This window comes from Kribbella endophytica (genome assembly GCF_054781295.1).
This window is the reverse complement of record NZ_BAAGUR010000001.1, coordinates 863,182-876,072: the sequence shown is the minus strand read 5'-3', so window position 1 is coordinate 876,072 and position 12,891 is coordinate 863,182. Positions and strand designations below refer to the sequence as shown.

Genomic DNA, 12,891 nt, shown 5'->3' with positions numbered 1-12,891 from the left:
CCCGGTGCCTGAAACATCGGCCTGGCGTGACCACCTGGTCGACGACGTCCTCGGTTGGTGGATGACGCACGGCCCCGATCCGGAGTACGGCGGCGTCCTGACCTGCTGGGACAACGCCGGTACGACGCTCGTGTCGACGGACAAGTACACCTGGTCGCAGGGCCGCTGGATCTGGCTGATGGCCCGCGTGGCCGCCCAGGCCGACGTGCTCGGAGTCGACGCGGAGCGCTACCTCAGCCAAGCGCGATCGACCGCCGTCTTCGTCCGCGATCACGCGCTCCTGCCGGACGGCAGTACGGCGTACGTCACCGACCGAGCCGGTACGCCGAAGGAGCCGGTCGCTGGGCAGGGCATCAGCGTCAGCGTGTTCGCCGACCTGTTCGTGGCGCTCGGCTTCGCCGGGCTGGCCGCGCACGATCCCGAGTGGTCCGAACCGGCCGAGTCGATCCTGCTGAGTGCCGCTGCACGCATCGCCGACGACACCTTCCGCTCCGAGCCCTACCCGGTTCCCGAGGGGCGCGGGTCGTTCGCGCTGCCGATGATCCTGATCGGGGTCGGTGAACAGGTGCATCGCGCCACCGGTTCGGCCCGGTCGCTCGAGATCGTGCGGCAGGCGGTGGCCGCGATCGAGACGGCCTTCGTGCAGGGCGACGAGGTGGTCGAGATGCCGCCGTACGACGACAGTCTGCTCGGGCGGCATCGAGCGCCCGGGCACACCCTCGAAGCGCTGTGGTTTCTCCATCACGCAAGGGATCTGGCGCCCGGCACACTGGCCGCCGACACCGATCGGCTCTGCGACCTCGCCGTCCACGCCTGTCAGCTCGACTGGGACGACGAGTACGGCGGCCTGCTCCGTTTCGTCGACAGCGATGGCGGTGCGCCGTCCGGGCGTCGTACGGACGATCCGTACGAAGCGCTGGTGGCCGGGACGTGGGACACCAAGCTCTGGTGGCCGCACGCCGAAGCGCTCTACACGACCGCGCTGCTCGGGCGCGCCGCCGGCCGGGCCGAGCTCGACCGCTGGCACGGGCGGCTCCGCGACTACACGCTGAAGACCTTCCCGGCCGGGCCTGGAGAGGAATGGATCCAGATCAGGCGCCGCGACGGCAGCCCGCTGGACGAGGTGGTCGCGTTGCCCGTGAAGGACCCGTTCCACATCGCCCGGTCGCTCCTGCTGCTGGTCGAACTAGACAAGGAGATCCAGTGACGGTGAAGGTGTTTCCCGACCGGCAGGAGCTCGGCCGGCAGGCCGGCGACGACCTCGCCGCGGAGCTGCGACGGCGGCTGACCAGCCAGGACCTGGTGCGAATGATCTTCGCGTCCGCGCCCAGCCAGCGCGAGACGCTCGAGCGGCTGAGAGTTGCCGAGGGCATCGACTGGCGCAGGATCACGGCCTTTCACATGGACGAGTACGTCGGCCTGCCGGCCGGTGCGCCGCAACGGTTCGCCGAGTGGCTGAAGACGACGCTGTTCGACCGCGTGCCGCTGGGCAGGAGCTACCTGCTCGAACCTGGCGTGACCGCCGACCAGTACGCCGAACTGCTGAGCGCTGCGCCGATCGATGTCGTGGTGCTGGGGATTGGGGTGAACGGGCACCTGGCGTTCAACGATCCGCCGGACGCGGACCTGGACGATCCGGTGCCGGTCCGCACGGTCGAACTGGCCCACGCCAGCCGCCAGCAGCAGGTTGACGACGGTTGCTTCGATCGGCTCGAGGACGTACCCACCCAGGCGGTGACGCTGACGATTCCGAGACTGCTGGACGCGGCGCGCCTGTTCTGCGTCGTACCGGGTGCTGCGAAAGCCGACGCGGTCCGGGCTGCGCTGCAGGACCCGATCGGCCCGGCCTGTCCGGCGACCGCGCTGCGGCGGCACGCCGATTGCACGCTCTACCTCGACAAGGAGTCCTCCGCTCATGTCCGATGACAGCATGGTGACGACGGCCGAGGAGCTGACCGGGGGCTATCTGGCGCAGGTCCACGACCTGTTGCTCCGGATCCAGACCGAGGAGACGGCGGCGATCGCGACGGCGGCCGGGCTGCTGGCCGACCAGGTCGCCGCCGACCGGCTGGTGCACGTGTTCGGGCCCGGTGGGCACTCCAACCTGGCGGCGCAGGAAGTGTTCTTCCGGGCCGGCGGGCTGATGCACATCGCCGCGATCCTGGACGAGGGGACGCTGCTGTCGAACGGCGCGCTGCGGTCGATGGCGATCGAGCGGACCCCGGGGTACGGGCGGATCGTCGTACGGGATCGTGAGCTGGGCGACGGCGACCTGCTGATCCTGGTGAACGCCTACGGGATCAACGCGGCGTTGATCGACGCCGCGCTGGAGGCCCGGGAGCGGGGCGTGCGGCTGATCGGGATCAGCTCGCGGGCGCACGCCGAGCAGACCGCGCCGGAGCACCCGGCCCGGCATCCGACCCGGCAGAACCTGCACGACCTGGTGGACGTGGCGATCGACTCGAAGGTGCCGATCGGTGACGCCGTGGTCGACGTACCGGGTGCTTCCGAGCGGATCGCGGCGGTGTCGACCTTCGCGAACGCCTTCGTGCTCAACGCGCTGACCCTGCACACCGTGCAGACACTGGTTGCCCGGGGCATCGAGCCGCCGGTCTGGCGGAGCGGGAACGCACCGGGTGGGGACGAGGCAAACAACCGTTTCGTCGGGCGCTTCCGGCAGCGGGTCAAAGCCCTGTGACGTCGTACGTCGGGCGCGATCCCGCGACCGGGCGGGCGTTGTCCGTCCGGGTCGAGGACGGCCGCGTCGCGGAGGTCACGGAGGCGTCCGGGCCGGTCGACGGGTGGCTGGCGCCCGGGCTGGTCGACCTTCAGGTGAACGGGTTCGGCGGGTACGACGTCAACGGGCCGGAGGTCACTCCCGAGACCGTGATCGAGCTCGGCCGGGCGCTGGCCGCGGTCGGGACGACCAGCTTCGCGCCGACGGTGATCACCGCGGCCGAGGACGAGATCATCGCCTCGCTCCGCGCTGTCGCGGCCGCGCGGGAGGCTGATCGGGCGACCCGTCACGCGATTCCCTTCGTCCACGTGGAAGGTCCGCACCTGTCGCCAGAGGACGGGGCGCGCGGGGTTCATCCGCTGGAGCAGCTCCGGCCGCCGTCCCTGGACGAGTTCAACCGGTGGCAGGAGGCCTGCGGCGGGATCGTCGGCCTGGTCACGGTGTCGCCGCACTACGCGGAGACTGCGTCGTACGTACGGGCTGTGAGTCGCGCCGATGTCATCGTCGCGCTCGGGCACACAGCGGCGTCGCCGGAGCAGATCACTGCGGCCGTCGATGCGGGCGCGGTGATGTCCACGCACCTCGGTAACGGCGCCGCTGCCGTGTTGCCGCGGCACCCGAACCACCTGTGGACCCAGCTGTCCGACGACCGGCTGTCCGCCGGATTCATTGCCGACGGCCACCATCTCCCGGCCGACGCGCTGACCGCGATGATCCGGGCCAAGGGGATCGAGCGTAGCTTCCTGGTCTCCGACTCGGTCGCCCTCGCCGGATCTCCGCCGGGCGATTACGAGACAGCTGTCGGCGGGATCGTGCACCTGTCGGCCGAAGGGCGGCTTTCGTACGCCGGTACGCCGTACCTCGCGGGCGCCGCCCGGTGCCTGGCCGACGACGTCGCGTCGGCGGTCGCGCTGGCCCGGGTCGGTCTGGGGGACGCGGTGCGGATGGCGACCGCGAATCCCGGCCGGTTCGCCGGCGGGCGCGGACTACTGCGACCGGGCGCACCGGCGGACCTGCTGTGCTTCGACTGGGCCCCGGGGGACGGTGTGCTGAGCGTGCGGACAGTCGTACGGGGCGGTCGGGTGGTTGGCTGATCTGGGAGGATCAGGGGAGAAGCGGAGGAGACCACTCAGATGAGCGACCACCCCAGCAGCCCCGACGACCCCCAGCCGCACGATCCTGATCGGCCGGCTCCCACCGGCGACTCACGGAGCCCCCGGCCCGGCGAGCCCACGGGTGAGCGCCCCGGGCCTTACGGAGGGGTGTTCGGGGCGGGCGGCCAGGCGGCGCCGCCCGGGCCGCAGTACGACCCGGCAGCAGGGGCTGAGCGGCCTGGTCCGTACGGCGGGGCTTTCGGGCAGCCTGCGGGCGGGCAGGGCGGCTATGGGCAGCAGCCGGGGACGCCGCCGGGGAACGCCTGGGCACAGCCTGCGCCGTACGGGCATCAGGCGGGACCGGTGGCGCCGCCCAAGCAGGTGACGATCGCTTCGGTGATCTCGTTCGCGCTGGGTGGGTTGTGCATTCTGCTGGGGCTGTTCGCGCTGACGTCGGCAGGTGAGGAGATCGCCGAGACGCTGACCGGGGACGCGGGCGCGCGTGGACTGGTCGTCGCGGTGATCCTGATCTGCGGCGCGGCGTACATCCTGCCGGCGATCTACCTGCGCAAGCGGCGGCCGTGGGCGCGGATCATGCTGATCGTGGTCGCGGCGCTCGGGATCATGGGCGGCGTCAGCGCGCTGCCGGGCAGCCTGCTCGGGCTGGCGCTGCACGTCGCGCTGCTGGTGATGATGCTGCAGCAGCCGACCAAGCTCTGGTTCACCCACCGCTGATGGAGATCTGGGTCAACCCGGCCTGCTCCAAGTGCCGAGCCGCCACCGCCGCGCTCGACGAAGCCGGCATCGACTACACCGTACGGCGGTACCTGGACGATCCGCCGACCGCCGAGGAACTCGAAGCGACCCTCGAACGCCTCGACCTCGACCCCTGGCACATCGTCCGCACGAACGAGCCCGCGGCGAAGGCCCTCAAATCCATCCCCAAGGACGCCGAGCACCGCGCCGACTGGATCGCCGCGATGGTCGCCGACCCGATCCTCATCCAGCGCCCCATCATCACCGCCGACGACGGCACCACCGCAGTAGCCCGCGACCCCGAAACCCTCGCCCGCTTCCTCCCTCCAGCCTGAGGAGTCGCGGGAACCGTCGCGGGGTCGCCGTACGTCCGAGGACCGCGCGGGGGTGGACGGTTGATGTCCTAGGCCCCCGCTGACTCGGGAGGAATTTCATGCGCAAAGCACTGCTCGCCGCCGCTCTGACCGCGACGGGACTTGTTCTCAGCACTCAGCAGTACGCCGTCGCGGCGGTGGCCGACGTACCGGTTGACTGCGGCGTCTACATGTCGGCGTACCGCTCGGACGGTCAACGGCTGTCGTACGGGTACAACGGCAACAAGACCAGCATCACGTCGTACCCGGGTGACAAGCTCGCGTGGGTGCCGTCCGCGCAGCAGCAGCTCGGTGGGGCCGGTGACACGGACCTGTTCATCAGCACCGAGGTCGCGGCGCACCCGACCGACGGCTACCTGTACCGCCTCGATCGGCGGGGTGAGCGGACGAACGGCGTTTGGAAGATGACGCAGAACACCGCGACCCGGATGAAGTCCGGCTTCGCCAACACCCGGATCCTTGCCAGCGGCACCTATCTGTACCGGGTCGCGGGCACCTCGCTCTACCGGTACCAGCTGACCTGGCCGAACGGCGTACCGACGCTGTCCGCGCCGACGACGCTGAAGACGACCGGCTGGGACTCGGTGAAGACGCTGACCTTCGAGCGCACCGAGGGCACCGGCGCCGCGGCTGTCGACGTACTGGTCGGCACGAAGACGAACGGCGAACTGAAGGAGTGGCGGATCAACCTCGCGACTCCGACCACGATCGGCTCGACCGTGCTGCAGGCGAGTGGGTGGAGCTCGTTCGCCGCCCTCAGCACCGGCTACTGCGGCTCGCACCCGGCCGGGCGGCCGCTCCTCGGCGTCGCCTCGACCGGCAGCGCGTCGGTCTACTTCGACGCCAACGCGACCGACCAGATCGGCACCGACATCAAGGGTGGCTCCCTCGGCGCGCTCGGCTGGACCGCGAAGGCTTACGGTCAGTAAGGCCCGATGAGTTGATCGGCCAGCGCCGTGCGGGCGTAGAGGACGACCTGCCCGGCGCGGGCCTTGCTGACCAGGCCGTTCGCCAGCAGGGTCGCGAGTTGTTGCGACACGGCGCTCGGGCTCACCTGGCGGACCCGGGCGAGTTCGAGGGTCGAGGCGGGTGACTCCAGCGCCATCAGCAGGCTCGCGCGCGGCCGGCCGATCAACGCCTCGAGGGCGTCCGGAGCCCCGGAGCGCGGGCTCTCCCACAGTGTGCCGACGCCTCGCGCCGGGTAGGCGACGGTCGGTGGTTCGTCGGCGCCGACCGGGCTGATCGCGTGCTTGGCGAACAGCGTCGGCACCAGCCAGAACCCGCGTCCCCCGACCATCGCCTCGTACTCGAGCCGGTACGACGAGACGCGCAGCCGCAGCACCCCGTCGGCCCACTGCGCACTGGGGTCCAGCCCAGTCAGTACGGCGGCCGCCCCGTCCCGGGCGAGCAGCCGGGCCCGGTAGACCATGTCGGCCTCCAGCACCGCCCGCATCCTCGGCCAGTCGGGCCGGACGGCGTGCTCCCAGTACGCCGTGAGCAGCGCGCCGATCCGGTCCCGCAGCCGGCGCGGCGTCTCGCAGAGCTCCGCCAGTGCGGCGGGCAGCGGCCGGCCGTCGTACGCACGCCGTACGTCGGCCACCGCCCTGGTGGGAGGCGTGGCCCGGACCAGGGCCAGCTCCTCCTCCGCCTCCTGCAGCGGTGACGACGGCCGCGGCGTGACGAAGTCCGGCAGCCACTGGACCTCAGGAGCGACCAGAGCCAGCAGTAGCTCCCGGTCCGCAGCAGGCCAGTCCTGCAGCAGGCTCCTGGTCCGGCGGATCCAGGGGAGGTGCAGCAGGTGGGCAGAGGGCTCCGCCAGAGCCCACAGACTCGTCGCGGTCTCGAGCAGCGGCGAGCACGCGAACCGCATGTCGGCCAGGTCGTCCACACCGAGTCGGTAGCTGATCATTTAGTCCCAGGCTAACTCTCTAGCGGCGCCAGGCCCCGACGGTCTTCGATCGACGCCATGACCGAGATCCACCTGATCGCCCGCCCGACCGGATTTCCCACCGCCGACCTGTTCGCCTTCGCCGAAACCGAGCCCCACATCAGGCCCGGCACGGCGCTGGTGGAGAACCTGCTGCTGTCGGTCGACCCGTACATGCGCGAGTGCATGGACAGCGAGTGGGACCTGCACACCCCGCTGGAAGGTCGGGCGATCGGTCGTGTCACCGAGTCGCGGACCCCCGCCCTCGCGGTGGGCGACGTGGTGTTCCACCGGCAGAGCTGGCGGACCCACGCGGTGGTGACGCCTGAGGAGATCCGCCCGATCGTCGAGCGCGACGGGGTGCCGCTGTCGGCGTACCTGGGGATTCTCGGCGGCACCGGGCTGAGCGCGTACGTCGGGCTGACGCGGATCGCGAAGCTGCAGCCGGGCGAGAGCGTGTTCGTCTCGGCCGCCGCGGGCGGTGTCGGTACGGCGGTCGGCCGGATCGCGAAGCTGCTCGGTGCTGGTCTGGTGATCGGCAGCACCGGTAGTGCGCGCAAGGCGGAGCACCTGACGTCGGTCGTTGGCTTCGACGCCGCGTTCTCCTACCGGGACGGGCCGATCGGCAAGTCGCTGGCCGAGCTGGCGCCCGACGGCATCGACGTGTACTTCGACAACGTCGGCGGCGATCATCTCGCCGCGGCGATCGAGGTCCTGCGGCCGCGCGGGCGGATCGCGTGGTGCGGCGCGGTCTCGCAGTACAACAGCGCGGAGCCGCCGGCCGCGCCGTACAACAGCGCGGAGCCGCCGGCCGCGCCGTACAACCTCTACGACCTGGTGGAGAAGGAGATCCGGCTCGAGGGGTTCCTGGTCCGGTCGCATCGTGACGCGCAGGCCGAGCTGGAGGAGCTCCTCATGCCGCACCTGCAGTCCGGTCGGGTGGTGTCCGACGAGACGGTGGTGGACGGGTTCGAGTCGATGGTCGAGGCGTTCCTGGCGATGCTGCGCGGCGACAACACCGGCAAGATGCTGGTCAGAGTTTCGTGAGGCGGTTGAGGGCTTCTTCGAGGACTTCGAGCTTCTTGCAGAAGGCCCAGCGGACGAGCGGGCGGCCGGCGTCGAGGTTGTCGTAGAAGACCTGGTGGGGGATCGCGACGACGCCGGTCTTCTCCGGGAGCATGCGGCAGAACTCGACGCCGTCGGTGTGGCCGAGGGGGCGGATGTCGGTCGTCACGAAGTACGTGCCCTGCGGACGGTGGACGCCGAAACCGAGGGACTCGAGGCCGTCGCAGAGCAGGTCGCGGCGCTGCTGGAGGTCGGCGCGCAGGCCGTCGAAGTAGTCGTTGCCTAGGGCAAGGGCTCCGGCGACGGCGGGCTGGAAGGGAGCGCCGGAGACGTAGGTGAGGAACTGCTTGGAGGTGTTCACTGCGGTCACCACTTCCGGCGTACCGGTGACCCAGCCGATCTTCCAGCCGGTGACCGAGAAGGTCTTGCCGGCGCTGCCGATCGAGACGGTGCGGTCGGCCATGCCCTCGTACGCCGTGAGCGGGCGGTGCTGGCCGCCGTCGTAGATGAGGTGCTCGTAGACCTCGTCGGTGATCACGACCAGGTCGTGCTCGACGGCGATCGCCGAGATGCCGCGCAGTTCCTCGTCGGTGAGGACGGTGCCGGTCGGGTTGTGCGGGGAGTTGATCAGCAGGACCTTCGTCCGCGGGGTGACCGCGGCGCGGAGCTCGTCGAGGTCGAGGCGGAAGTCCGGGGTGCGCAGCGTGACCGGTACACGGCGGCCGCCGGCCATCGCGATGCAGGCGGCGTACGAGTCGTAGTACGGCTCGAGGGCGATCACCTCGTCACCTGGTTCGACGTACGCGAGCAGCGCGGCGGCGATCGCTTCGGTCGCGCCGGTGGTGACGAGCACCTGCGTGTCGGGGTCGTACTCGAGCCCGTAGAACCGCTTCTGGTGGTCGACGATCGCCTGCCGGAGCGCCGGGATGCCGCGGCCCGGCGGGTACTGGTTGGCCCCCGCGCGGATCGCGTCGATCGCCGCCTCGAGCACGGAGTCGGGCCCGTCGGTGTCCGGAAAGCCCTGCCCGAGGTTCACCGCCCCCGTCCGCACCGCAAGCGCCGACATCTCGGCGAAAATCGTCGTCCCGAGCCCATCCAGCCGCTGAGCATGTGCACGCATACCTCGACCCTAGTACGACGACCCGCCGCGCCGCCCCGGGTGTCCAAGGCGGCGCGGCGGGAGGGGAGGGGTCAGCTCCAGGGGGAGGGAGCCGGTGGGGGTACGACCGGCGGGCGGTCTTCGCACCAGGAGCCGTTGGTCCAGCCGCCGTCGTTGCCCTCCAGCAGGTGGACGTCGAACTCGGGTGGGCCGTTGAAGTGGAAGGTGCCGCAGTTGTTGACGAAGGGGGCTCCTACGTTGCGGGCGTCGACGTTCTCGAAGGTGGCGGCGCCGCCGACTCGGGCGTTGACGACGTTGGTGCCGGTGCCGTCGACCTTGATGTTGCGGACGGTGACGTTCGACAGCGAGTACTCGTCCTTGACGGGCCAGTCGACGACGAACATGAAGGCGTTGTACGTCGAGTCGAGGAACGAGCTGTCGGTGATCTCGATCTGGCCTTCCATGTCGGACTGGAGGGCGTAGAGCCAGATCGCGCCGAGGCCGAGGTCCCAGTTGAGGTCTCGGGGAGCGCCTCGGACGGTGGTGTTGCGGGCGAAGACGAGCTTGCCCTCGAACGGCGTGGAGGTGAAGCGGGAGCCGGCGTGCAGCGTGCTGCCTTCGCGGATCGGGTCGGCGACCAGGTTGTCGGTGACGGCGTTGTCGCGGCCGCCGTAGATCGCGATGTTGTTCGCCAGCACCGGCGTCTGCACCGTGTTGTGGTCGTACACGTTGTTGTGGTTCACGAGCCCGGCGGCGTTCACCTCGGACCACATCGCCAGCCCGTCGTCCCCGCTGTTGCGGACGAAGTTGTTCGTCGCCCGGACCCCAGACACACCGAGGTGAAGGTTCATCCCGTCCGCGATCTGGTCGACGATGATGTTGTCGCGGATCAGCAGCCCGTCCATCGGGCCGTCCAGCCAGATCCCGACCTTCGTGTGGTGCAGGTACAGCCCACGGATCGACGAACCACCACCGATCGCACCGCCGACGCCGTTCACCTGGTCGGTGTCGATCCGGTCCCGTACGTCGCTCTCGATCGCGAAGTCGGCCAGGTGCACCCGAGTGCTGCCGCCGTCCTCGGCGTACTTCCCGTAGAACCCAGGCGCCGAATGCACCGACTTGTCAGGCGCCGGCGATGCCAAGGGAAGCACCGACCCCTTGATGATCGACCACCAGTTCCCCGCGCCCTGGACCGTCACCTTGTCGACGACGATGTGCCGGTTCACCTGGAACGTCCCCGCCGGGATGAACACCGACCAGCCGATCCTTTTAGCGGCGGCCACAGCACGATCGATCGCCGGCGCAGCATCCCGCCGCCCGGTCGGATCAGCACCGAAGAGCCGGATGTCCAGCGACCGAGCAGGAGCCCGCTTGGGCGCAGCGACCAGTTCGAAGTCCGCGACGTCCAGCACGTACCAGGACGCCGGCGTGTTCCGCGGGATCTCGAACCGCACCCGATCGCCCGCGCGATAGGTCTTCCCGAGCAGCAGCCGCTGCTCGTCGTAGAAGTGGTTCGGCCGGAACGGCTTGGTCACCGGGTCCGGCTCCGGCTTCCACCAGCCCGGGTTCGGGTCGACATCCGGGTCGTTGGAGAACGGGTACATCCCGTACAGCCAGGCGTACTCCGAGGTCAGCGTCATCGTCTGCTTGCGCTTGCCGTTGACCGTCACGTCGAGCGGCGCGCGCAGACCGCCGCCGTCCGCGGTGTCCGGGATGCTGTAGCGCAGCGTCAGCGCGTTCGCCGGCCGCGTGAGCGTGAACTCGACGTACTGACCACGCTCGGTCAGCCGTACGGCGGTCCGCCCGGAGGCCTCGGCGGGCAGCGTGTACGCCTCACGGCTGGGGCCGATCCGCTCCCCGTTGGTGTAGGCGTTCTCGGCTTCCTGCTCGACGAACGGGACGGTCGCGCCGCGGCCCTGGACGAGCGCCGGGTCGAGGCCGGCGCGGGTCTCGCGGGGCGCGGGGCGGGGAACAGCACTGGCGGTCAGGGCAGAGCCGGACAGCAGAGCGCCGATCACGACGCCGGTCACCGCCAGGCGGCGACGGAACCTCGGGTGGTGGGACAAGGGGACCCCCTCGGACGTTGGTGCCCGGACAGTACGGCTGTACGACGGATCGTTGCAAGATCTCGACAGTAGAAAGAAATTTCCAGGCAGGCGCACCGGGTGGGAGACTGTCAGGCGGTGAACTCAACAGCTCTGTCCCTCGTCCTCGGTGCAGCCGTCCTGCACGCCGCCTGGAACTTCGCGGCCAAGCGCGTACGGCGGGGCGGCGCGGCCTTCGTCTGGTCCTACTACACAGCCGCGAGCATCCTCCTGCTCCCCGCGCTCGTGATCGCACTGATCACGAGCGACGTGCATCCGCACTGGAACTGGCTCGTCGCAGCCCTGGTCACGGCGGTGCTGCACATCGGCTACGGCATCGTCCTGCAACGCGGCTACGACGTCGGCGACCTGTCCGTCGTCTACCCGGTCGCCCGAGGAACCGGTCCGCTGCTCTCGGTCGCCTTCGCCGTGCTCCTCCTCGGCGAGCGCCCCGGCGTACTCGGCCTGATCGGCGCAGCCCTGATCATCGCCGGCGTGCTCGGCATCAGTGGTGGCCGAAGGCAACAATCGGCGCGCGGTGGAGTGAAGGCCGGCATCGTGTACGGCGTAGCAACAGGCGCGCTGATCGCGGCGTACACCTTGTGGGACGCGTACTCAGTGACCGACCTGGCCGTCCCACCGCTCATCTACTTCGGGGTCGCATCGATCCTGCAGAGCCTGTTGCTCGCACCCCAGGTGCTGTCCAAGCCGGAGCCGCTAAGGCTGCTCTGGAAGGAGAACTGGCGCGAGATCCTCGTCGTTGGGCTGCTGTCACCGATCGCGTACCTGATGGTCCTGTACGCGATGCGGCTCGCGCCGGTCAGCTTGGTCGCGCCGGCGCGCGAGGTGAGCATCGTGCTGAGCGGGCTAGCGGCCTGGCTCGTCCTGGGTGAAGCAGACGCGCGACGCAGACTGATCGGGAGCGCAGTCGTACTAGCCGGAATCGTCGCGATCGCCGTGGCCTGAGGCCTCGATCGCCGTCGTCCGGATCGCCGCGGATTAAGGCAGATCGACCTGCGGCACCGGCCGCAGCGCCCGCAGCCAGAGCTCGGTCTGCGCGATGTGAGCCGACGCGGCAGTCGCGGCCGCGGCCGGATCGCGATGAGTGATCGCCGCAAGGATCGCGCGATGCCCCAGATCGCTGGTCCGCTTGATCGCGTCGAAATCCGCGCCCGGCTCGAAGATCCGGTAGTGCCCGCCACGCCCGCGGATCACGCCGGTGAGCGCCGTGACCGTGGGATTCCCGCCGGCTTCGCAGATCGCGCCGTGGAACTCGGCGTCCAGCGTCTGGATCTCGGTGGCGTCGGTCGTCTTCTCCAGCCGGTCGAGGATGTCGGCCAGCCGCTCGGCTAATGCCGGATCCTGACGCGCGGCCGCGGCGGCGGTGGCATGCGCCTCCAGGATCCGCCGGACCTCGAGCAGTTGCAGCACGCCTTCGAGCGGGATCAGCTCGACCGACAGCGAGAAGCGGCTGATGATCTCGGCCGGGTCGAGGGCCGACACGTACGTGCCCGAACCGTGTCGGGACTCGATCACGCCCAGCGCGGCCAGCGATCGCGTTGCCTCACGCAACGAGCTGCGGGAGACTCCGAGGTGGTCGCACAGTTCCGGTTCGGGCGGGAACTTCGCCCCCGGGCCGAGCTCGCCGGACGCGATCATCTGCCGCAGACCGGTCAGCGCGCGATCTGTCGCCGCCATCGCCGCCTCCTCCCCTTGCCGCCCGACGTACCGGCGTACTGATGTTAAGTCCTCAGA

At 70.1% G+C, this 12,891-nt stretch carries 13 protein-coding genes; 9 read left to right on the top strand and 4 right to left on the bottom strand.

What is annotated here, in order from left to right; genetic code table 11:
• Positions 1-4: 4 nt before the first annotated feature.
• The 7 genes from ACYVIO_RS04255 to ACYVIO_RS04225 all read left to right on the top strand — a co-directional run bounded on the left by ACYVIO_RS04255 (position 5) and on the right by ACYVIO_RS04225 (position 5,890).
• Positions 5-1,207 (top strand): AGE family epimerase/isomerase, encoded by a 1,203-nt coding sequence (locus tag ACYVIO_RS04255; protein ID WP_460649305.1) that lies wholly within the window; start codon positions 5-7, stop codon positions 1,205-1,207.
• Positions 1,204-1,926, top strand: a complete 723-nt coding sequence (locus ACYVIO_RS04250; RefSeq protein ID WP_460649304.1) for a 6-phosphogluconolactonase — start codon at positions 1,204-1,206, stop codon at positions 1,924-1,926. The genes ACYVIO_RS04255 and ACYVIO_RS04250 overlap by 4 nt, the downstream gene beginning before the upstream one ends.
• Entirely contained in the window at positions 1,916-2,698 is a 783-nt protein-coding gene (locus ACYVIO_RS04245) for a sugar isomerase domain-containing protein (protein ID WP_460649303.1), read from the top strand. The genes ACYVIO_RS04250 and ACYVIO_RS04245 overlap by 11 nt, the downstream gene beginning before the upstream one ends.
• Complete coding sequence (locus ACYVIO_RS04240; RefSeq protein ID WP_460649302.1) at positions 2,695-3,831, top strand: N-acetylglucosamine-6-phosphate deacetylase; 1,137 nt, start codon at positions 2,695-2,697, stop codon at positions 3,829-3,831. Before ACYVIO_RS04245 ends, ACYVIO_RS04240 begins: the two co-directional genes overlap by 4 nt.
• A gap of 39 nt (positions 3,832-3,870) precedes the next feature.
• A complete protein-coding gene (locus ACYVIO_RS04235; protein WP_460649301.1) occupies positions 3,871-4,566 on the top strand; it encodes a hypothetical protein in 696 nt (231 codons plus the stop codon).
• Positions 4,566-4,922: an ArsC/Spx/MgsR family protein gene (locus tag ACYVIO_RS04230; RefSeq protein WP_460649300.1), complete on the top strand. Its 357-nt coding sequence runs from the start codon at positions 4,566-4,568 to the stop codon at positions 4,920-4,922. The genes ACYVIO_RS04235 and ACYVIO_RS04230 overlap by 1 nt, the downstream gene beginning before the upstream one ends.
• A 98-nt stretch (positions 4,923-5,020) precedes the next feature.
• A complete protein-coding gene (locus tag ACYVIO_RS04225) occupies positions 5,021-5,890 on the top strand; it encodes a hypothetical protein (RefSeq protein WP_460649299.1) in 870 nt (289 codons plus the stop codon).
• On the opposite strand, the gene ACYVIO_RS04220 is transcribed toward ACYVIO_RS04225, so the two are convergent.
• Positions 5,884-6,870, bottom strand: coding sequence for an ArsR family transcriptional regulator (locus ACYVIO_RS04220; RefSeq protein WP_460649298.1), 987 nt, complete (start codon positions 6,868-6,870; stop codon positions 5,884-5,886). The two genes, ACYVIO_RS04225 and ACYVIO_RS04220, sit on opposite strands and share 7 nt — an antisense overlap.
• Positions 6,871-6,927: 57 nt before the next feature.
• Here ACYVIO_RS04220 and ACYVIO_RS04215 point away from each other — a divergent pair, with 57 nt between their 5' ends.
• Entirely contained in the window at positions 6,928-7,935 is a 1,008-nt protein-coding gene (locus ACYVIO_RS04215; RefSeq protein ID WP_460649297.1) for an NADP-dependent oxidoreductase, read from the top strand.
• Here the strand turns inward: ACYVIO_RS04215 and ACYVIO_RS04210 are convergent.
• Together ACYVIO_RS04210 and ACYVIO_RS04205 are read right to left on the bottom strand one after the other, a co-directional pair.
• On the bottom strand, positions 7,922-9,073 hold the full coding sequence (locus ACYVIO_RS04210; protein WP_460649296.1) for a pyridoxal phosphate-dependent aminotransferase: 1,152 nt from the start codon (positions 9,071-9,073) through the stop codon (positions 7,922-7,924). The two genes, ACYVIO_RS04215 and ACYVIO_RS04210, sit on opposite strands and share 14 nt — an antisense overlap.
• A gap of 71 nt (positions 9,074-9,144) precedes the next feature.
• Positions 9,145-11,118: a glycosyl hydrolase family 28-related protein gene (locus tag ACYVIO_RS04205; protein ID WP_460649295.1), complete on the bottom strand. Its 1,974-nt coding sequence runs from the start codon at positions 11,116-11,118 to the stop codon at positions 9,145-9,147.
• Positions 11,119-11,235: 117 nt separating this feature from the next.
• Between ACYVIO_RS04205 and ACYVIO_RS04200 the strand changes: the two genes are divergently transcribed.
• The gene (locus ACYVIO_RS04200; RefSeq protein WP_460649294.1) at positions 11,236-12,102 is read left to right on the top strand and encodes a DMT family transporter; all 867 of its coding nucleotides are present in this window, start codon (positions 11,236-11,238) and stop codon (positions 12,100-12,102) included.
• A gap of 33 nt (positions 12,103-12,135) precedes the next feature.
• On the opposite strand, the gene ACYVIO_RS04195 is transcribed toward ACYVIO_RS04200, so the two are convergent.
• Positions 12,136-12,834, bottom strand: coding sequence for a FadR/GntR family transcriptional regulator (locus ACYVIO_RS04195; protein WP_460649293.1), 699 nt, complete (start codon positions 12,832-12,834; stop codon positions 12,136-12,138).
• Between the last annotated feature and the right edge of the window lie 57 nt (positions 12,835-12,891).